Source organism: Caulobacter sp. GW821-FHT09H08 (assembly GCF_059415885.1).
The window spans coordinates 836,658-857,632 of the sequence record NZ_JBWKOC010000003.1 but is presented as its reverse complement, the minus strand read 5'-3'; the positions used below and the strand labels follow the sequence as shown (position 1 = coordinate 857,632).

15 protein-coding genes are annotated in these 20,975 nt (G+C 68.6%); 6 read left to right on the top strand and 9 right to left on the bottom strand.

The genetic code is table 11. The features are described from left to right. Nucleotides 1-190: 190 nt before the first annotated feature. On the bottom strand, nucleotides 191-3,136 hold the full coding sequence (locus AC07NN_RS13625) for a peptidoglycan-binding protein (protein ID WP_494641549.1): 2,946 nt from the start codon (nucleotides 3,134-3,136) through the stop codon (nucleotides 191-193). Between the two features lie 208 nt (nucleotides 3,137-3,344). Between AC07NN_RS13625 and AC07NN_RS13620 the strand changes: the two genes are divergently transcribed. Continuing rightward, complete coding sequence (locus tag AC07NN_RS13620; RefSeq protein WP_494641547.1) at nucleotides 3,345-3,560, top strand: hypothetical protein; 216 nt, start codon at nucleotides 3,345-3,347, stop codon at nucleotides 3,558-3,560. On the opposite strand, the gene AC07NN_RS13615 is transcribed toward AC07NN_RS13620, so the two are convergent. Next, nucleotides 3,557-5,221 (bottom strand): phosphatidylglycerol lysyltransferase domain-containing protein, encoded by a 1,665-nt coding sequence (locus AC07NN_RS13615; protein ID WP_494641545.1) that lies wholly within the window; start codon nucleotides 5,219-5,221, stop codon nucleotides 3,557-3,559. The two genes, AC07NN_RS13620 and AC07NN_RS13615, sit on opposite strands and share 4 nt — an antisense overlap. Nucleotides 5,222-5,408: 187 nt before the next feature. Here AC07NN_RS13615 and AC07NN_RS13610 point away from each other — a divergent pair, with 187 nt between their 5' ends. The 5 genes from AC07NN_RS13610 (at nucleotide 5,409) to AC07NN_RS13590 (ending at nucleotide 10,413) form a co-directional block, all read left to right on the top strand. Beyond that, nucleotides 5,409-6,617, top strand: coding sequence for an acyl-CoA dehydrogenase family protein (locus tag AC07NN_RS13610; protein ID WP_494641543.1), 1,209 nt, complete (start codon nucleotides 5,409-5,411; stop codon nucleotides 6,615-6,617). Nucleotides 6,618-6,621: 4 nt separating this feature from the next. Next, the gene (locus tag AC07NN_RS13605) at nucleotides 6,622-7,233 is read left to right on the top strand and encodes a 2-hydroxychromene-2-carboxylate isomerase (RefSeq protein ID WP_494641541.1); all 612 of its coding nucleotides are present in this window, start codon (nucleotides 6,622-6,624) and stop codon (nucleotides 7,231-7,233) included. Further along, entirely contained in the window at nucleotides 7,233-8,360 is a 1,128-nt protein-coding gene (locus tag AC07NN_RS13600; RefSeq protein ID WP_494641539.1) for an acyl-CoA dehydrogenase family protein, read from the top strand. The genes AC07NN_RS13605 and AC07NN_RS13600 overlap by 1 nt, the downstream gene beginning before the upstream one ends. A gap of 178 nt (nucleotides 8,361-8,538) precedes the next feature. Further along, the gene (locus tag AC07NN_RS13595; RefSeq protein ID WP_494641537.1) at nucleotides 8,539-9,210 is read left to right on the top strand and encodes an SH3 domain-containing protein; all 672 of its coding nucleotides are present in this window, start codon (nucleotides 8,539-8,541) and stop codon (nucleotides 9,208-9,210) included. 486 nt (nucleotides 9,211-9,696) lie between these two features. Further along, the gene (locus tag AC07NN_RS13590; protein WP_494641535.1) at nucleotides 9,697-10,413 is read left to right on the top strand and encodes a Crp/Fnr family transcriptional regulator; all 717 of its coding nucleotides are present in this window, start codon (nucleotides 9,697-9,699) and stop codon (nucleotides 10,411-10,413) included. A 33-nt stretch (nucleotides 10,414-10,446) separates the two neighbouring features. On the opposite strand, the gene pyk is transcribed toward AC07NN_RS13590, so the two are convergent. The 7 genes from pyk to zwf form a co-directional block, all read right to left on the bottom strand. Beyond that, entirely contained in the window at nucleotides 10,447-11,877 is a 1,431-nt protein-coding gene (pyk, locus tag AC07NN_RS13585; protein ID WP_494641533.1) for a pyruvate kinase, read from the bottom strand. Nucleotides 11,878-11,896: 19 nt separating this feature from the next. Further along, the gene (locus AC07NN_RS13580; protein WP_494641532.1) at nucleotides 11,897-14,368 is read right to left on the bottom strand and encodes a glycoside hydrolase family 3 protein; all 2,472 of its coding nucleotides are present in this window, start codon (nucleotides 14,366-14,368) and stop codon (nucleotides 11,897-11,899) included. A 305-nt stretch (nucleotides 14,369-14,673) separates the two neighbouring features. Then, nucleotides 14,674-15,693, bottom strand: coding sequence for a LacI family DNA-binding transcriptional regulator (locus tag AC07NN_RS13575; RefSeq protein WP_494641530.1), 1,020 nt, complete (start codon nucleotides 15,691-15,693; stop codon nucleotides 14,674-14,676). Nucleotides 15,694-15,778: 85 nt separating this feature from the next. Next, nucleotides 15,779-16,774, bottom strand: a complete 996-nt coding sequence (gene glk / locus AC07NN_RS13570) for a glucokinase (RefSeq protein WP_494641528.1) — start codon at nucleotides 16,772-16,774, stop codon at nucleotides 15,779-15,781. Between the two features lie 13 nt (nucleotides 16,775-16,787). Further along, complete coding sequence (gene edd / locus AC07NN_RS13565) at nucleotides 16,788-18,596, bottom strand: phosphogluconate dehydratase (protein ID WP_494641527.1); 1,809 nt, start codon at nucleotides 18,594-18,596, stop codon at nucleotides 16,788-16,790. Nucleotides 18,597-18,601: 5 nt separating this feature from the next. Beyond that, entirely contained in the window at nucleotides 18,602-19,288 is a 687-nt protein-coding gene (gene pgl / locus AC07NN_RS13560; RefSeq protein WP_494641525.1) for a 6-phosphogluconolactonase, read from the bottom strand. Nucleotides 19,289-19,291: 3 nt separating this feature from the next. Continuing rightward, a complete protein-coding gene (zwf, locus tag AC07NN_RS13555; protein ID WP_494641523.1) occupies nucleotides 19,292-20,755 on the bottom strand; it encodes a glucose-6-phosphate dehydrogenase in 1,464 nt (487 codons plus the stop codon). Nucleotides 20,756-20,975: the final 220 nt, after the last annotated feature.

The following is a 20,975-nucleotide window of genomic DNA, read 5'->3' as shown; positions in this document are numbered from 1 at the left end:
CGCGGCCTTTGCGGCGTCAGGGAGGTCCCTGATTGCCGGTGTCACGCGGGAGGGTCAATCGCAACCACCGCTCATCCTCGCGAAAGCGGGGACCCATTCGGCGGTAAGCAGGCATGAAAACGGGGCCGAGCGAACCCGACCCCGAAATCAGCTTGGGTCCCCGCTTTCGCGGGGATGAGCGGCTTTTGGCCTACCGCGCGTAGACCGACAGGCGGTTCAGCGTGTCGGCGTCCATCGCCCCCGAGGCCGGCAGGCCCTGGTCGCGTTGGTAGGCCTGGATCGCCATGCGCAGGGCCGGCGAAGCCACGCCATCGCGCGGACCTTGATAGTAGCCCAGTTGCGACAGCACGCGCTGGGCCATGCCCAGGTTGGCGTTGGCGGCTTGAGCGGCCGGAGCGATGCTGGCCGTCTGGGTCTGGGTTTGCGGACGGAACGCCATGGCCGAGCGGTCGGCGGTCTGCTGGGCTTCGGCGGTCAGTTGCGAGCGCAGGGCCGTGGCCCGACCACGGGCGGTGGCGTCACCGGCGCGGCCGGCGATCACATACCACTTGTAGGCTTCGGCCGGGTTCGTGCTGACACCCAGGCCGCGCTCGTAGAGTTGGGCCAGGTTGAACTGGCTGTCGACCAGACCGGAGTCGGCGGCCTTGCGGAACCAGGTCGCGGCCGAGGTCATGTTGCTCGGGCCGCCCTGGCCCTTGAAATAGTAGAGCGCCAGATTGTGCATGGCGCGCGGGTCACCGCCGGCCGCGGCGCGTTCGCTCCAGCGGCGGGCTTCCGGCATGTCCAGCTTCACGCCGCCCTTACCGCTCTCGTACATCTTCGAGAGGTAGAACTGGGCGGCCGGATAGCCGCCGTTGGCGGCGCGCTTGAGCACCTCGACGCCCGAGCGGTCGTCGGTCTCGATCTTGCGGACAGCCTCCTCGAACAGCGCCTTGCCGTTGTCGAGGGCGGCCGGCGAGACCGGCGCATCGGCCTGGACCGGCGTCGGCTGACCGGCGGTCAGGGCGATGGCGGCGCGCGGCGCGTTGGGGGTGGTGTCGGCTTCCGGGCCATTGACCACGACGTCGGCCTGGCGGCCGGCGATGGCGTTGGCGACGCGGGTCGGGGCGGCGCCCGAACCGTCGGTGTTGAGCAGCAGCAGGCCGCCCACGCCCGCGCCCAGGGCGCCGGCGGCGCCAAAGACGGTGACGGCGGTGGCCACGGTCGCGCCGAGGCGCGTCTTGGATTTCTTGCTGGCGAAGCCGAAGCCGCCGAACAGCGACGAGCCGCCCGACTTGCCGGCCTTGGCCTTCTTGTCGGGCTTGGCCTTGCCGGCCGGCTTGGCGTCCGACGCGGCCGCGGCGCGGGCGGCCGCGCGGGCCTGCTCGATGATGTCGCGGGTCGACATGGGGCGAGCCGGTTCGGCCGGCGCGAAGTCGGAAACCTCGGGCTCGACTTCGTAGGCAGGCGCTTCCGGCTCGAAGCCGTCGGCCATGGCGTAGTCGTCGTGACCGAAGCTGCGCTCTTCGGGCTCGGCGGCCGGGAACTCGGCGACCTCGAAGGCCGAGGCGCGGGTCGGCGCGGCCGGAGCCACGAACTCGTCTTCCTCGTCGTCATGGACCGCGTGATGGTCCTGGGCGCCATGGCTGAACGAGGCGGCCTGGCTGAAATAGCTCTCGTCGAACGGCGAGTGGGCCGGCGCTTGGGCTGCCGGCGCGGCGCGGGCCGGGGCCGGAGCAACCGGCGGCGCGACCTCCAGCTTGCGCTGGGCGTCGTGCAGGCGCGTGTCGATCTTGTCGCGCGCTTCTTCCAGCATCTTGAGCGTACGCTCTTCGCTCTGGCGGATGCGGTCGACCAACTCCTGGCTGGAGCGCTCGTGGCGTTGGTTCAGGCGCTCGGTGACGCGGGCGACCTGCTCGCCGACGTCGTCGATGGCCAAGGCGTTGCGACGCTCGGCGGCGCCGATGCGCTCCGCCAGCTTCTCGGTGATGCGGGCGATCTCGCCGCCCAGCTTTTCCAGGGCTTGAGCCTGGACGCTGTCGGCGCGGTTCAGCTTGTGCTCGACGGTGGCGGCGATCCGCGCCACCTCGCCGCCGACCTGCTCGATGGCCGTGGCGTTGCGTTGCTCCGCGGCCTGGACGCGGCGGTTGAAGGCGTCGGCGACGCCGACGACCTCGCGGCCCATGCGTTCGATGGCCTGGGCCGAGCGCTGCTCGGCGGCCTGAACGTGGGCGGCCATTTCGCCCAGCTTGCGCTCCATGCGATCGAAGCGGCCATCGGCGCTCTCGCGCAGCTTGGCGGCCATCTCCAGACGCGCGGCTTCCATCTTCTGGGCGAGGTTGGCGGCCAGGCTGTCCAGGCGCTCCTGCACGCCGGCGGCGGGATTGGCGCCCTCGACCGTGCCCATGCGCTGGTCCAGGGCGGCGAACGACGAGCTCATCTCGCGCAGGGCCTCGCTGGTGCGGACTTCGGCGGCTTCCAGGCGTTCGCCCAGGCGGGCCACGACGGCGTCGACCAGGGCGGTCGGATCCTGCTGGACCGGCGCGGCCTGTTCGTTCAGGCGGGCTTCCAGCGCAGCGATCGCCTCGCGGGTGCGGGCCTCGCCCTCATAGAGGTGACCGGCGACCTTGCCGAGCGCGCCCTCGAGCGCACGAAGAGCCTCGGCCGAACGCGGGCCCGCCGCCTCGGCTTCCATGCGGCGCACACGCTCACCGGCGCGCGCCTGTTCGGTCTTCAGCTCGTCCACAGCCCCTTCGAAACGGGCGGCGACGGAGATCTGTTCACGTTCGGATTGTCCCAAGCGCGTGAGCGCGTCGCGGACGGAATGGTCGATGCCCGAGATGGCGGCGGCGCTGCGGCCCTCGGCCGCCTCGATGCGCTGGGTCAGACGATCCAGGGCGATGGCCACGCGACCGACTTCATCGGCCGGATGCTCGGCCATCTCGATACGCGGGGGCGCGTCTTCCTTGACGATTTCCAGATAGGCGCGGTTAGGCGCGCTCTCGGAACCGAGGTCCGGAGCCTGACCATCGCCTTCGATGATCATCCGATTGAGCCATTCGCCCAAAGTCATGCCGGAGCGACGCGCGAGGTCCTTAGCGACCTCTCGTGCCTTGGGGTCGATCCCCTTTACGCTCCATGGCGAAGCCGCCGTCATGCGAATCGATCTCCCCGCATCTAGGGGAAACGCTAGTCATCGATTCCTAGATAGTAAACGCGACGAAAACGCCAGATGTAGTGCCCGCGCGGATCACTGTGGAGGAATCGGGACAGAGTCTTAACGTTCTGTAGCGCGCTTGAAAAGCAAGAGGGTTAACGCGCGTTAACTATTTGCCAGGCAGATTGTCGCAGGCCTAGAAGCGGCCATGGACCTGCCCTTCACCATCGCCGCCGCGGCCACGTTCCTTGTCCTCGCCGTCGTCTGCGGTTGGTTCGGCGCCCGCCCCATCAATGTAATCAAGGGTCCGCGCATGATTCCGTGGCGCCCGCTGATGATGGTCTGCGTCGTCGGCCTGATGCTGATGATGGTGCATCTGGTCAACCTGCTGGGGGTCGAGACCGGGAACCAGCCGCGCTACTAGGTCGCGGACGTCGCAGGCGCCTTCTTGGGCCGTTTCGTCAGGCCGGACATGCCTCCGGACGACAGCAAACCGATGTCGGCGAGCAGAAAAGGGATGGCCCACTTCTGGGGCGCGGCAATGTAGCGCGGCTGCCAGACGGGGTCGTACTTGTCCTTGTACCGGCGCACGCCCTGGAAATTGTAGATCTCCTCGCCACGCTCGTAGAGCAGCCGCCCGACGCGGGACATGATCGGGGCCAGTCGGCGATCCTGCAGGCCGGCCAAGGGCGCTACGCCGAACTCGAACGCTTGGTAGCCCTCGTCCTTGCCCCACTGCAGGAGCTCGACGAACAGGTAGTCCATGACGTTCTTGGGCGCCTCGTCGGAGTAGCGCATCAGGTCCATCGAGAACGAGGTCTTGCCAGCCGTCAGCCACAGGGTGGCGAAGGCGACGATCTTGCCCTCCTCGCCGCGCACCACCGCCACCGGGAACTCAGCGACGTAGCGCGGGTCGAAGCCGCCCATCGAGAAGCTCTTCTCGCCGCCGGCGTGGTGGCCCAGCCAGGCGTCGGAGATGGCTTTCAACTCGCCCATGATCGCGACAGCCGCGCCGACGGGCAGGACCTCGAAGGCCGCGCCGCCCTCCCCGGCCTTGCGCCAGTTGCGGCGCAGGACCTCACGACGGCGACCGACCAGGCTGAAGGCCTCCAGCGGCACGGCGGCGCTTTCGCCGGTCTTCTGGATGGCCAATCCCAAGTCCACGGTGTCGGGCAGGTCTTCCGGACCCAGGCTGTAGAAGCCCGCGCGCGCGGCGTGGGCGTCGGCCAGTTCGCGGAAGCGCCAGAAGAGCTCCATCCGCTCCTCGACCTTGCCGACCGGCGGGCCGAGGGCGATCCAGGACCGCCCCCGCACGCCGAACATCAGGAAGCTCTCGCCCGAGGCCGAGAACAGAAAGCGCTTGTCGCCCAGCAGGGCCAGGTTCGAGCTGGGCTCGGCGTCCTCGGCCTTGGCCAGGATGGCGCGGACGCGGTCGAACTCCGGGTCGGTGTCGTCGACCACGGCCGGCGTGGCGGCGGTGGCGATCAGGCGCCAGACGCCGACGGCCAGCAGCACGATGGCGGCGGCCACCGACGAGCGGATGGCGCGGGCGGCCTCGTCATGGTCCTGCAGGACGCGGATCCAGGACTTGTCGGCGAATTCGGTGTGGTGGAACGACCACCAGCCCAGCACGCTGGCCCCGACGATCGCCGCCGCCGCCGACAGCAGCCAGCCGGGCGTGATCTCCATCTTGGTCAGGGCCGCCTTGCGCGGGAACGCGTCGTGGAACGGCAGGATGGCCAGGAAGCAGATCGACAGCAGCGCCGTCTCCTCCCAGTTAAGGCCCTTGAAGATCGCCAGCACCGCCGAGGCGGCCAGCACGATCAGCGCCGCCCACCAGGCCGCGCCCAGCCGCGCGCGCAGGCCGAACGCCAGCAGCAGCAGGACAAGACCCAGGATCGAGGAGAAGAAGTGGCTGATCTCGATCAGCAGGTCCGGCGCGAAGGCCAGCAGCAGCAGGAACCGGGTCGGCTCGGAGGGCGTCGCGCCCGAGGCCAGCAGCATGACCCCGGCCGACGCGGTCAGGATCGCCGCCAAGGTCGGGGCGATCGCCAGAGCCGCGGGCCTGAAAACTGTCGAGGACATCCAGATCCCGGAAGGACGAATCCCTCGCGGGATCCAGCAGCGGTTCTCCTATAACTCGCAAACCATGACACGGTCGCGGGCGATGATGCGAACGACTGTTTGAATCGACTTGCCCGCGCTAATTCCAGGCGTACTGTGTCCGCCGATAAGCCCATTGGGCAAAACGTCCGCTTAGGGAGATGAGACGATGGCCGACTTCGGGGGAACCGAACTCGACGCCTTCCGCGCCGAGACCCGCGCCTGGCTGGAGGCCAACTATCCTTCGTCCCTGAACGCGCCGATGAGCAGCGAGGACGAGGCGCCGTGGGGCGGCCGGAAGATGGCCTGGAAGAACCCTGACGCCAAGCTGTGGCTGGACCGCATGGCCGAGAAGGGCTGGACCGCCCCGATGTGGCCCAAGGAATACGGCGGCGGCGGCCTGTCCAAGGCCCAGAACAAGGTGCTGGAGCAGGAGCTGCGCCGACTGAAGGCGCGCCCGGCCCTGATGAGCTTCGGCATCTGGATGCTGGGTCCGGTGCTGCTGGAATACGCCACCGAGGAGCAGAAGCAGCGCTTCCTGCCCCAGATCGTGCGTGGCGAGATCCGCTGGTGCCAGGGCTATAGCGAACCGGGCGCGGGCTCCGACCTCGCCAGCCTCCAGACCAAGTGCGAGGACAAGGGCGACCACTGGTTGATCAACGGCCAGAAGGTCTGGACCAGCTATGCCGACCAGGCCGACTGGATCTTCTGCCTGGTGCGCACCGACACGACCAAGAAGCACGAGGGCATCTCGTTCGTGCTGTTCGACATGACCTCGCCCGGCGTCGAGGCCCGCCCGATCAAGCTGATCAGCGGCTCCTCGCCCTTCTGCGAGACCTTCTTCGACAATGTGCAGGTCCCGAAGGAACAGCTGGTCGGCAAGGTCAACGGCGGCTGGGACATCGCCAAGCGCCTGCTGCAGTACGAGCGCCAGAACATCAGCGCCTCGGGCTTTGGCGGCGGCGGCGGGCTGAGCCCCGTCGAGGCGGCCAAGAAGGAGATCGGCGTCGATAGCGAAGGCCGCATCGCCGACGGCGACTTCCGCGCCCGCCTCGCCGCCCACTCCATGGACGCCCACGCCTTCATGCTGACCGTGCGCCGCGCCGAGGCCGAGTCCAAGCAGGGCTCCGGCCCCAGCGCCGCCGTCTCGATCATCAAGTACGCCGCCGCCAAGATGAACCAGGAGCGCACCGAACTCCTCGTCGAGGCGCTCGGTCTCCAGGGCCTCGGCTGGGCCGGCGAAGGCTTCGCCCCCGAGGAGCTGGCCGCGCCGCGCGCCATGCTCCGCGCCAAGGGCAACTCGATCGAGGGCGGCACCAGCGAGGTGAACCTCAACGTCGTCGCCAAGCGCGTCCTCGGGCTGCTGGATCACCAATAGTCCGATGATCGAGTTCTGGTACGAGTTCGCCTCGACCTACTCCTATCCGGCGGCCATGCGCATCGAGCGACTGGCCGACGAGAGGGGCGTGGCCGTGGCCTGGCGGCCCTTCCTGCTGGGTCCGCTGTTCCATGAGCAGCAGGGCATGAACGACAGTCCGTTCAACGTGGTCCCCGTGAAGGGCGACTACATGTGGCGCGACCTGGAGCGGGTCTGTGATCAGCAGGGCCTGCCCCTGCATCACCCCAGCCAGTTCCCGCGCAACAGCCTGCTGGCCGCTCGCGTGGCGATCGTCGGGATCGAGGACGGCTGGACACCCGCCTTCAGCCGAGCCGTCTACCAGGCCAATTTCGTCGACGACCTCGACATCTCCAGCCCCGAAGTCCTCGCGCCGCTGATCGCGGAAGTGGGCGCGGGGCCTGAGCACGTCCTGGCCGCCGCCCAATCCGACCCGATCAAGGCCAGGCTCAAAGACCACGTGGGCATGGCCAAGGCGCGCGGCCTGTTCGGCGCGCCCAGCTTTCTCACCGCCGACGGCGAGCTCTTCTGGGGCAACGACCGTCTGGAACAGGCCCTCGACTGGGCCGTCCGTCATCAATCCAGGGAGCACGCCTGATGGCCGTCCTGACCGAAGAACAGACCATGCTGCGCGACGCCGCCAAGGGCTGGGCCAGCGAAAGCGCGCCCGTCGGCGCCCTGCGCAAGCTGCGCGACGGCAAGTCCGGCCAGAGCTTCGATCCCGCCGCCTGGGCGGAGATGGGCGAGATGGGTTGGGCCGGAGTGATCGTGCCGGAGGACTATGACGGCTCGGCGTTCGGCTATCTGGGCCTGGGCCTGATCCTGGAAGAGACCGGCCGCACCCTGACCGCCTCTCCCCTGCTCTCCACCGCCATGATCGCCGCCTCGGCGCTGCAGCTGGGCGGCTCGGACGCGCAGAAGCAGGCCTGGCTGCCGAAGATCGCCACCGGCGAGGCCGTCGCTACGCTCGCGATCGACGAAGGCTCGCACCACAATCCGGGCCGTACGGCGCTGACGGCGACCAAGAGCGGCGCGGGCTATGTCCTCAACGGGACCAAGACCCTGGTGCTGGACGGCGAGGCCGCCGACCTGCTGATCGTCGCGGCCCGCACCGGCGGCGCGGGGACGGACGGCCTGACCCTGTTCCTGGTTGCCGGCGACGCCCCCGGCGTCACCCGCAAGCACCTGGCGCTGATGGACTCGCGCGGCGCGGCCCAGATCGCCTTCGACGGTGTCGAGGTCGGCGCGGACGCGGTGCTGGGCGAGGTCGACAAGGGCTGGGCGATCCTCGAACCGACCTTGGACCGCGCCTATGCCGGTCTCGCGGCCGAGATGCTGGGCAGCGCCAGCGCCGCCTTCGACATCACCCTCGAGTACATCAAGACCCGCACCCAGTTCGGCCAGGTCATCGGCACCTTCCAGGCGCTGCAGCATCGCGCCGCCAAGTGGTTCACCGACATCGAGACCACGCGCTCGTGCGTCGAGGCGGCTCTCGAAGCCCTGGACGCCGGTGGCGACACCCGCGCCCTGGCCTCCCTGGCCAAGGCCAAGGCGTCGGAGCTGGTTCACCTGGCCTCCAACGAGATGGTCCAGATGCACGGCGGCATCGGCATGACCGACGCCCACGACGCGGGCCTCTTCATGAAGCGGGCTCGCGTCACCGAGGCCCTGTTCGGCGGGGCAAGCTTCCACCGCGACCGCTACGCCCGCCTGATGGGCTTCTAGCCCCCACCTGCTCTCTACGCGCGTCCAGGCGGCGAACCGCTCGCCTGGCGCGCTTGCTACCCCCAGGTCTGGGGATAGGCCGCCTCCGCCGGCGCCGGATACCGTCGTTCTCGAAATGACGGACCGGCAGCCCGCAGGGAGCGGACGGTCGCCGGCCCGATCCTCGGGGAGCAGACCTATGAACAAGACCATCGCCAACTTCACCGCCTTTGGCGCCGCCCTCGGCCTTGCCCTGGCCGCCACCACCGCGCACGCCCAGCTGCAGGTCAGCTATCCGGCCGACGCGTCGATGAGCTGCGACCAGATCAACGCCGAGATGGTTCGCATGGACCAGATGATGGGCGTCTCCAACAGCGCCATCGCCAGCGCCGAAGGCGCGGCCCGCGGCGCCGAGACCGCCGCCAGCCTGGGCGTCAACGCCGCGCTCTACAGCGGCGCCCTGGGCCGGGTCCCGGGCCTTGGCATGTTCGCCAACGCCGCCGCAGCCCAGGCCAAGGCCTCCGCCGCCGCCAAGGCGCAGCGCGAAGCCCAGAACATCCAGATCGCCCAACAGCGCCGCGCTATCATGGGCGGGCTCTATCAGGGCAAGTGCGGTGCCGGGGCCACCGCGACGGCCGTGTCGGCGACCATGACCACCTCCGCCGCCTCGGCCACCGCGCCGAACCTGCTGGCCACCACCCAGGACGTCACCCTGCGCGCCTCCGCCTCGCCGTCGGGCGCCGCGGTCGGCGTCGTCAAGTCGGGCGGCTTCGTCTATCCCACCGGCCAGCGCAACGGCGTCTGGATGGAAGTCGACGACGAAAACGGCGCTCGGGGCTGGATGTCCTCGGCCTTCGCCAAGCCCAAGTGAGTCAGGGCGCGGGCCGTCCTCACGGGCGGCCCGACCGCCGAAGAGCGCCCACGCCTTCGCCTGGCATGACCGACGAAGGCGTGCGCGTGGGACCAGACGCTTAGGCTCCCTCCGTTCCCAAGGGTTGGGCCGGCGCCTGAGACGGGGGTACCGCCACCCGCGTCATCGGCTCTTCCTTGCGGTTCCCCGATCGCAAGGAAGGCCTCCCGCGCTTCCTGGAAACCTCGACCTTCAAGCCGCCGTCAGGGCGGCTTTTTCTTTGTCACGTGCAGTTCAATGCAAGTTGCGACCGATTTTCATTGAGTAGATATGTCGGATACCCGACAAACTTGCACCACATCAAATGATGGACAAAAGCAGACACGTTCGCGGACTCCCTTGTTTTTGAGGGGCTCCTGCCTGGATTGTGTCGGCTAAGCGACGGCGCCCAGCATCCGGTCAACCTATAGCTTGCAACCCTTGCCGTGAGACGGCGTTCGATTCGCCATGACTGGGCCGTTAGCGACCTTGAAGAACCGACTGCTTTCCGCATTGCCGTACGAAGACAAGGCCCTGCTCACGCCTCATCTTTCCACGGTCGATCTCGAGAAGGGCCGCCTGCTCTACGATCCGGGCGACCTGATCGATCAGGTGTACTTCCCGAACGACTGCGTCATCTCGCTGATGACGTTGATGGAAAGCGGCGCGGCCATCGAATCCGCCACGATCGGCCGCGAAGGCGCGTTGGGCCTGATGGCCGCCGTGGCGCCGCGCCAGTCGCTGTCGCGCGCGATCGTCCAGTCGCCGGGCTCGGCTCTGCGCATCGCCAGCGGCCCGCTGCATGATATCTGGAAGCGTAGCGCCGCCCTGCGCGACCTGGTCGATCGCCACAACGAAGCCCTGTTCGGTCACGCCATCCAGTCAGTGGCCTGTAACGCCCTGCACGCGGTCGAGGCGCGGTTCTGCCGCTGGCTGCTGTCGTGCCACGACCGCATCGACCACAACACGGTGCACCTGACCCAGGAGTTCCTGGCCGACATGCTGGGCGTCCAGCGCACGACCGTCACCGCCGTCGCCGGCTCGATGCAGGCCAAGGGCCTGATCAGTTATCGTCGCGGGGTCGTCGAGATTCTGGACCGCGCTGGTCTCGAGGCCATGACCTGCGAGTGCTACGGCGCGGTGCGCAGAGGCTATCAGCGGCTGCTGCCGGCTTCGTTTAGCTGAGGATCGGCGCCGGCAAGCCGGCGCCTCCGTAACCTACCGACGACGCGCCGGCGCGGGCGCATGAGCCAGGCGCAGCAGGTTGGCCGCGCCCGGAGCCCCGAACGGCGTGCCGGCCACGACCAGCAGGCGCTCGCCCGGCGCGACGAGACCCAGCTCCAGAGCCTTGCTCGAAGCGTCGGTGGTCACGACTTCCAGGCTGTCGGGCTGGGCGCTGACCCGCGGCTCGACACCCCAGCACAGGGCCATGCGACGCACGGCGTTAATGTCCGGCGACAGGGCCAGCACCGGTTGCAGCGGCCGCTCGCGCGCCAGGCGGCGGGCGGTCGAGCCGGTGGTGGTGAAGGCCACCAGGCACTTGGTCGAGCCGGCCTTGGCCGCGCCGGCGGCGGCGACCACCAGCACGTCGGCGTCGACGTCGTCGTGGGTCTGCTCGGCCTGCATCAGTTCCGGCCAGCGCGGGTCGCGTTCGACGCGCTCGATGATGCGGTTCATCATCGAGACCGACTCTTCCGGATATTCACCGGCCGCCGACTCCGCCGACAGCATGACCGCGTCCGCGCCTTCGTAGACGGCGTTGGCGACGTCAGAGGCTTCGGCGCGGGTGGGCGTGGGCGAGCTGATCATCGACTCCAGCATCTGGGTCGCCACGATCACCGGGATGCCGCGCTCGCGCGCCGCCCGCAGGATTTCCTTCTGCGCCACCGGCACTTCTTCCGGCGCCATTTCGACGCCGAGGTCGCCGCGCGCGACCATGACGCCGTCGCAGAGGTCGAGGATCGGACCCAGCACCTTCAGGGCCTGGGGCTTTTCGATCTTGGCCAGCACGGCGGCGCGGCCTTCGACGATGCGGCGCAGTTCGGCCATGTCTTCCGGGGCCTGCACGAACGACAGGGCCACCCAGTCGACGCCCAGTCGCAAGGCGAAGGCCAGGTCCTCGCGGTCCTTGGCGGTCAGGGGCGACATCGGCAGGACGACGTCCGGCACGGCCACGCCCTTGCGCTCCGACAGCTTGCCGCCGTTGACCACGGTGGTGTTGGCATAGCCCGGACCGGCCTCGGTCACGGTCATGCGCAGCTTGCCGTCGTCCAGCAGCAGGGTCGCGCCCGGACGCATGGCGGTCAGGATCTCGGGGTGCGGCAGGTGCACCCGGGTCTCGTCGCCCGGCGTCGGGTCGTTGTCGAACCGGAAGGCCTGGCCGGCCTTCAGCATGACCGGGCCATTGGCGAACTTGCCGACGCGCAGCTTGGGGCCTTGCAGGTCGGCCAGGATGCCCAGCGGACGATCGACGATCTTCTCCGCCTCGCGGATCGCCGCATAGACGGCCGCGTGGGTTTCGTGGGCCCCGTGGCTGAAGTTCAGGCGGAAGACGTCCGCCCCGGCCTTGGCCAGGGTGACGATCATGTCCAGCGAACTGGAGGCCGGGCCGAGAGTGGCGACAATGCGGGAGCGGCGAGCTCGGATCATGCTGCCGCTCCTTGGCGGATCAGGTCGGTGGACAGAAGGCGTCGCCCTCGTTGGAGGCGAGCCGGATTTCGGTGAAGGACAGCGTCAGCGGTCCCGAAGTCGTCAGTGCGAACGGGGACGAAACGTGCGTCACGTCCGCTCCCTTGGCGAGGAAGCAGGAAAGTTTGATCTTCGCCGTACGCCATTCGCCTATTTTCGCACCTGACAACGTTGACGTTACGTCTACCGCCGCCCCGCAGGATTCGCCACAGGCTAGGTTCAAGGAAACCGGTTTCCTTGGGGATGCATCCACCCTGTAGCGGATCATCACCGCCATGTCCCCCGTCGTCTGGCGCGACAGGTCGACCGGCTGGCCCAGGACACCCAGGGTTCCGGCGCCTTCGCCCGTCCACGTCGCCTGGCGCGCGTTCTCCTGCGCGCCCGCGTCGATGGTCTTCACCGACACGGCGCCGGCCACATTCATCATCCACGGCGCGGGCGTGCGACCATCGACGAAGTAGCGGTCGACATTGACGGCCGTCGACGCGATGCCCGGGTCCTCCGACAGCTTCGCCACCTTCGCGGGCTTGGCGTAGCTCAGGCCGTAGCCGTAGGCGAACAGCGGGTCGTAGTTGGCGTCGCCGACATTGATCGGCTCCTGGTCGGCGCGCTTGGGCCACGAGAACGAGAGCTTGCCCTGGAAATCGAAGCGCGGCTTGCCGGCCACATCGCCCACCAGCACATCGGCCACGCCGCCGCCTTCCGAGCCCGGCAGCCAGGCGGCGACGAAGGCGTCCGAGGCGTTGATCTCGGGATTGGTCCATAGCGGACGACCGCTCAGGAAAACGGCGACGACCGGGATGCCGGCGGCCTTCAGCTTCTTCAGCAGCGCCAGGTCGCGCTTGTCGCCCGCCTGGTATTCGACATTGGTGATGTCGCCCTGGAACTCGGCATAGGGGTTCTCGCCGAACACCACGATGGCCACGTCGGGCTTCTGCTTGAAGTCGCCAGACACCGACAGCTCGGCGCTGCCGCCGCCCGCCTTCACTGCCTCGGCGACGCCGCCATAGACCGACTGGCCGTGCGGGAAGTCGCTGTTCTTGTTGCCCGTGCCCTGCCAGGTCAGGGTCCAGCCGCCGGCGGCCTTGCCGATGTCGTCGGCGCCGTCGCCCGCCACCAGCACGTGGGCCGAGCTCTTCAGCGGCAGGACGCCCTCGTTCTTCAGCAGGACCAGCGACTTGCGGACCGCCTCGCGCGCGACCGCTCGGTGAGCGGGCGAACCCAGCAGCTCATACTTGCCTTCCAGCGGACGCTTGTTCTCGAACAGGCCCGCCTTGACCTTGACCCGCAGGATGCGGCGGACCGCGTCGTCGATGCGCGCCATCGGAATCTGGCCGGCCTTCACCTGCGCCAGGGTGTTGTCGTAGAGCCCCTTCCAGCTGTCGGGGGCCATCATCATGTCCATGCCCGCCAGATAGGCCTGGGCGCAGTTGGTGTTGGTGCAGCCCTCGACCTGGCCGTGGGCGTTCCAGTCGCCGACCACGAAGCCCTCGAAGCCCAGCTTGCCCTTCAGCACGTCGGTCAGCAGGCTCTTGTTGCCAGTGTGCTTGACGCCGTTCCAGCTGGAGAACGAGACCATCACCGACAGGATGCCGGCGTCGATGGCGGGCGGATAGCCGGCGGCGTGCAGGCGGACGAGGTCGGCCTCGGAGATCTTGGCGTCGCCCTGGTCGCGACCGCCCTCGGTGCCGCCGTCGGCCAGGAAGTGCTTGGCCGAGCCCGCAACATGGCTAGCGCCCAGCGGCTTGCCGGCGACCAGCGCGCCCTGCAGGCCCAGCGTCATCGGACCGGAATACGACTTCACGACCTCCGGGTCCTCGGCATAGCCCTCATAGGCGCGGCCCCAGCGCTCGTCGCGCGGCACGGCCACGGTGGGACCGAAGGTCCAGTCGGCGCCGGTCGCCACCATCTCCTCGGCCGTGGCCTCGCCGATGCGGCGGATCAGGTCCGGATCGCGCGCCGCGCCCAGGCCGATATTGTGCGGGAAAATCGTCGCGCCGACGACATTGTTGTGACCATGCACGGCGTCGACGCCGAAGATGATCGGGATTTCCTGGTGACCGCCGCGCTTGTCCAGCGCCGCGGCGCGGAAGGCCTTGATCCATTCCACCCAGCGCTGGGGCGTGGCGCGGTCGTTGCCGTCCGGCGCGCTGTTGCCGCCCACGAGAACGGAGCCGAGGCGATACTTCTTCAGTTCCTCGGGCGTGATCGAGGCCCCGTCGGCCTGAATGGTCTGGGCGACCTTCTCCTCGACGGTCATCTGTCCCATCAGCTGGGTGATGAAGGCTTCGGTCTTGGCGTCGGTGATCATCGATGGGCTCGCCGCCTTGGGCCAGGCCTCGGGATGCGCCGTGGCGTTCGGGGACGTCTGGGCCAGGGTCGTCGCAGCCAGTCCGCCGGCGAGAACAAGAGCCAGGGCGGAAGCGCGCACGAGGCGGCGAGATACGGACATAGGACTTCCCAGAATACGCCCGCCCCCTGGCGGATCATGTGAAAGGTCGAGAAAGGCGCTCGGCGCGATGCTTGCGGGGAACCGCGCCGAGCGAAAGGAAAGCGGTTCAGGTCCGCTTGGAGGGGAGTGATCGTGCCCACAGGGGGCGACGGGCGCTGGTCGGGCCAGGCGGCTTCATGGTGTTTCCTCCTGAGCCGCCCTTTCGTGGGGCGACCGTCTTGATCGTGGCGATCTCACTTCGATTGGACAGCGCTGTCAAGGACAATATGATTGCGGTACCATGTGTGCGATGCGGTCAGATCATCCTAGCTGGGCGCGGATCCGGTGGATTCCCGGACCACCAGTTCGAAGTCGAGGACCTGCGAGGGCGGCGGCGCGCCCTCCTCCCGCTCGACGCCTTGCATCAGCATGTCGGCGGCGGCGCCGGCCATGGCGGCGATCGGCTGGCGCACCGTGGTCAGCTGCGGCCAGGTGATCTTGGCGCCGGGGGTGTCGTCGAAACCGGCGACGGACAGTTGCGACGGCAAGTCGAGCCGCATGCGGTTGGCCACGGCCATCACGCCCAGGGCCATATCGTCGTTCGAAGCGAAGATCGCGGTTGGACGATCGGCCCCGCCCAGCAGCTTCTCGGCCGCCTCGAAGCCCGAGCGGAACGAGAACCAGCCCTGCTCCACCCGGTCGTCACGCACGGCCAGGCCAGCATCGCGCATGGCGTCGACAAAACCCTGGTGACGCTGGCGCGCGGCGCCGTGGTCGGGGTGGCCGATGATGAAGCCGATGTCCCTGTGACCCAGGCCGATCAGGTGCTTGGTCATCTCGTAGGCGGCCAGGCGGTCGTCCATGCTGACCCAGGCGGCGCGGTCCAGATCACCGCCGGGCGCGATGCGGACATAGGGCACGCCTTCCCGCTCGAGCGCCGCCAGCACCGTCGGATGGTCGCTGAGCGGCGGGGTCAGGATCACCCCGTCCATGCGCAGGGTCGCCAGCATCGGCGCGACCTGGTCCTCGACGTCACCCGTCGAGTCGATCGGCTCGACGATCAGGTGATAGCCCTCCTGACGGCACCGCGCGATCGCGCCCAGTTGCACGTCGGTGACGTAGCCGGGGCTGGGGTTGTCGAAGAAGACGCCGATCAGATAGGCCTTCGAACCCGCCAGGCTGCGGGCCGAAATGTTCGGGCGGTAGTTCAGCGCGGCCACGGCGGCCTGCACCCGGTCCCGGGTGTCGGCCTTGACGTTGGGCTCACGGTTGAGGACCCGCGAAACGGTCTTGATCGAGACTCCGCTTTCGCGGGCCACGTCGTGGATCGTGATCTTGGCGCTCAATTCCGTCCCTCGCCGCCCCGATTCGTTTCGGTTTGGCGAATACTAAGCCATGACAAGGCTGTCATGGCGAGCCCCAAGAAAATGACTACGAAACGGCCGCCCGGCCCTCCGGCGTCAGGGCCACCGCCGCGCCGATCAGGGCGGTGTGCGGGTGCATGATCACGTGGGTCGGGATCGCCTGGGTGAAGCCCGACAGGCGGCCCTTGGCGTCGAAGCGCTCGCGGAACGGGCTCTTCTCCAGGATGTCGATAATCCGGGGCGCGATCCCACCGGCGATGAAGACCCCGCCGCGCGAGCCCAGGGTCAGGGCGATGTCGCCGGCCGTCGAGCCCAGCACCGCACAGAAGCGGTTCACCGTGGCCAGGCTGTCGGCGCAGCCCTCGACGGCGCGTTCGGTGATCTGCTTGGCTTCCAGGGCCTCGACCTTGCGGCCTTCGGCGGCGGCCAGGATCACGTGCAGGTCTTCCATGCCGGGGCCCGACAGGATGCGCTCGACCGAGACCCGGCCGCCGTCCAGCTGCTTGGTCAGTGCACGGAGCACCTCGATCTCGATCTCGTCGACCGGGGCGAAGGCGACGTGGCCGCCCTCGGTGGCCAGCGGCAGCTCCTGGCCGTGACGGCGCACCAGGCCGGCGACGCCGAAGCCGGTGCCCGGGCCGAGGATCGCGAGATCGCCCTCACCCGAGGTCGGCAGGTGGCCGATCTGGCGCAGGTCCTTGGGCGCCAGGCGCGGCGCGGCCAGAGCTTGCGCCGTGAAGTCATTGATCAGCTTGGCGTTCCGGAAACCGCCGGCGCGACGCAGGCCGTCTTCCGAGATCCGCCAGTCCAGGTTGGTCATGTGGACCTGGCCATGGTCGATGGGCCCCGCCACGGCGACCACGGCCTGGTCGGGATGGCGAACGCCGACCTTGCGCAGGTATTCCTCGATGGCGTCCTCTGCCGTGCTGTAGTCCTCGCCCTTGTAGGCGGTCGGCTCGATCAGGCGGGGTTCCTGACCGTCGAATTCGACCAGGGCGAAGCGCGCATTGGTGCCGCCGATGTCGCCGACGAGGCCGAGCCCGCCGCTGTGATTGCCGTCCATACCTAGCGCTTCCTCAAGCAAAGACGGACGCGCCGGCGTCGGCGGCGCCGACCCCGCTGCGCATCCATCCGAACAGTTCCCTACCAAAGCCCGGCTTGGACGCCGGGACGTTCGCCGGCGCGCGGGCCAGCAGAGCCGCCTCGTCCACCAGGATCTTCAGTTCGCCGGTCTCGGCGTTGACGCTGATCACATCGCCGTCCTGGACATAGGCCAGGGGCCCGCCCTTAGCGGCTTCCGGCGTCACGTGGATGGCGGCCGGGGTCTTGCCCGAAGCGCCCGACATCCGACCGTCGGTGACCAAGGCGACCTTGTAGCCGCGATCCAGCAGCACCGAGATCGACGGCGACAGGTTGTGCAGCTCCGGCATGCCGTTGGCCGACGGGCCCTGGAAGCGCATCACGACCACGACGTCGCGGTCCAGTTCGCCGCGCTTGAAGGCGGCGATGAAGTCTTCCTGCTCCTGGAACACGGCGCACGGGGCTTCGATCACGTGGTGCTCGGGCTTCACGGCCGAGATCTTCATGACGCCACGACCCAGGTTGCCGGCCAGCAGACGCAGCCCGCCTTCGGGGCTGAACGGATCGGAGACCGGACGGACGATGGCGGTGTCTAGGCTCTCGGTCGCGCCCTCGCGCCAGGTCAGGACGCCATCCTCGAGGTGCGGCTCCTGGGCGTAGAGCGACAGGCCGGGGCCGGCGATGGTCTGGACGTCCTCATGGACGAGACCGGCCTTCAAGAGCTCGCGGATCACGAACGCCATGCCGCCGGCGGCCTGGAAATGGTTCACGTCGGCCGAGCCGTTCGGATAGACGCGCGCCAAGAGCGGCGTGGCCTTGGAGATGTCGTCCAGGTCTTCCAGCGTCAGCAGGACGCCGGCCGCGTGGGCCATGGCGATGATGTGCAAGGCCAGGTTCGTCGAGCCGCCGGTGGCCATCAGGCCGACCACCCCGTTGACGATCGACTTCTCGTCGATCATCCGGCCGACCGGAATGAATTCGTTGCCCTTGTTGGTCACCGAGGCGGCGCGGCGAGCGGCTTCCTTGACCAGAGCCTCGCGCAGCGGGGTGTTGGGGTGAACGAAGGCCGAGCCGGGCAGATGGAAACCCATCAGCTCCATCAGCATCTGGTTGGTGTTGGCGGTGCCGTAGAAGGTGCAGGTGCCCGGGCCGTGATAGCTGGCGCTCTCGGCTTCCAGCAGTTCGGCGCGACCGACCTTGCCCTCGGCGTAGAGGGCGCGGATGCGGGCCTTCTCGCTGTTGGGCAGGCCCGAGGTCATCGGACCGGCGGGCACGAACAGGGCCGGCAGGTGGCTGAAGGTCAGGGCGCCGATCACCAGGCCCGGCACGATCTTGTCGCAGACGCCCAGATACAGCGCCGAGTCGAAGGCGTCGTGGGTCAGGGCGACGGCCGTGGCCATGGCGATGACGTCGCGCGAGAACAGCGACAGCTCCATGCCCGGACGGCCCTGGGTCACGCCATCGCACATGGCCGGCACGCCGCCGGCGAACTGGGCGGTGGCCCCGGCCTCGCGCGCGGCGGCCTTGATCAGCGCCGGATACTCCTCCAGCGGCTGGTGGGCCGACAGCATGTCGTTATAGGCCGAGACGATGCCGATGTTTGGCGCGTTCGGATCCAGCGCCCGGACCTTGTCGACACCCGGCGAGGCGGCGAAGGCGTGGGCCCAGTTGGCGCAGCTGAGCTTGGCCCGGCCCGGCTGGCTCTCGATCGCGTGCTCCATGTTCGCCAGGTAGGCGGCGCGGCTGTCCTTGCTGCGCGCCACGATGCGGGCGGTGACTTCGGCGATGACCGGGTTCAGGCTCATGGCGACTACTCCGCCCAAAGGATGCGGACCTTGGCGCGGTCCTGCTTCAGGATGGCGGCGACCGGCAGGGCCGGATCGACATCACCTTCCAACAACACTTTCTTCGCCGCGCCGGTGACCAGCAGCACGATCAAATCGGTGCGAGCCAGGGCGGCCAGGGTCAGTGACAAGCGCGGGATATCCGGCGCAGGATCGCCGGGCGGCACGGCCAGGACCGAACGCTCCGAGTGCGGATCAAGGCCCCGCGCCAACACCGGATTGCCCGGAAACAGCGACGCGAAGTGGCCATCGGGACCCACGCCCAGCAGCACCACGCCGAACGGCGAAGCCGCGTCGACGCCTTCCTGGGCTAGATAGGCGCTTTCCTCGTGGCTGACGCCCTCGATGAATAGCGGCGCGAACTCGGCCTTGGCGGCCTCGCCGGTCAGCAGGTGACGACGGACCAGGCCCTCGTTGCTGCTGGGATCGGTCGGCGGCACGAAGCGCTCGTCGGTCAGGGTGACCGTGATCTTGTCCCAGGGCGCGGTCATGCCGGACATGCGGTCGTAGACCGGCGCCGGCGTCGAGCCGCCCGTGGCCGCGAAACCCGCCTTGCCGTGGGTGGCCACGGCCGTGGTCAGCGCCCCGACCAGGATCGAGGCGGCGGCGTCATAGAGGGCTTCGCGCGAGCCGAACTCTTCGAACTTGGCCATGCCTCAGGCCTTCCAGGACCGGCCGCCGGGCGAGATCAGGCCCTGCGCCGACTGCGGCCCCCAGGTGCCGGCGGCGTAGTGGGCCGGCTCGACCCCCGCATCGGCCCAGGCGGCCGAGACGGCGTCGATGAACTTCCAGGCCTGCTCGACCTCGTCGCGACGCACGAACAGGGTGCGGTCGCCGCGGAAGGCGTCGACGAACAGCTTCTCGTAGGCGATGCGACGACGGCCGCCGCTCTGGCCGAACGACAGCGACAGCGGCAGCGACTGCAGGCGCATGCCCTCTTCCGAGAGACCCGGACGCTTGTTCATGATCGTCAGCGAGATGTCTTCGTCCGGCTGCAAATCGATGACCAGGCGGTTGGCGCACAGCTCGCCGTCGGTCGCCGGACCGAAGATGTTATGCGGCAGCGGCTTGAACTGGACGACGATCTGGGTGCGGCGGTCCGGCAGGTTCTTGCCGGTGCGCAGGAAGAACGGCACGCCGTCCCAACGCCAGTTGTCGATCGCCACCTTCATGGCCACGAAGGTCTCGGTCTTGGTGGGCTTGCCGACTTCCTCGACATAGCCGGCGCGGGCGCCGCCCTCGACGACGCCCGCCACGTACTGACCGCGCACGGTGTCGTGGGCCACGGTCTCCTTCGTGAAGGGCCGCAAGCTGCGGAGAACCTTGACCTTCTCGTCACGGACCGCGTCGGGGTCGAAGCCCGACGGCGCCTCCATGGCCACGAGGCACAAGAGCTGCAGCATGTGGTTCTGCACCATATCCCGCAGCGCGCCGTATTCGTCGTAATAGGGCCAGCGGTCGCCGACCTTCTCGGTCTCGGCGATGGTGATCTGCACGTGGTCGATCGTGTTGCGGTCCCACAGCGGCTCGAACAGCACGTTGGCGAAGCGCAGGGCGGTCAGGTTCTGGACAGTCTCCTTGCCCAGATAGTGGTCGATCCGGAAGACCTGGCTTTCGTCGACCACGGCGGCGACAGCGGCGTTGGTCGCCTTGGAGCTCTCCAGGTCGCGGCCGAGCGGCTTTTCCAGGATCAGGCGAGTGTTCGGGCCCGTCAGGCCCGCCGACTGCAGCGCCTGGCAGGCCGGGCCGTACAGGCTGGGCGACAGCGAGAAGAAGATCACCAGGCTGCCATGCGCGCCGATGCGCTGGGCCAGCTTCTTGGTGTCGTCCTCGCTGGTGATGTTGGCGGGCACGTAGTCGAGACGGGCGGCCAAGCGGTTCCACACCGCGTCCTCCACCGTCGCGCGCTTGCCCAGTTGCTCGCGGACCAGGGCCTTGTAGCTGGCGGCGTCGTGCTCCGCGCGGGCCACGCCGATGATCCGCAGGTCGTGCGGCAGAAGGCGGTCCAGTTCGAGGAAATAGAGCGAAGGCAGAAGCATTCGCAGGGCCAGATCCCCCGCCCCGCCAAGCAGAACCAGGACCTCGCGGCCATTATCGCCGTCTTCGTTTTTCTTAGCCAATGTCGTCCACCCTATGACAACGTTGTCATGACATGCCTGCGGCAGAAAGGCAAGCGCTCGCGCCGCGTCGGCCGATATGGGGCCTCGGGCGGGCTCTAACTAGGCTAAACGCCCGGAGCCCGCCATAAGACCAATCAGGTTTTCATGGGCGATTTTCGGCCGCATGGAAGCGCTTCGAGGGCGGACTTGCCTCGAATAGCGGCAGGATTTGCGGGTTTGA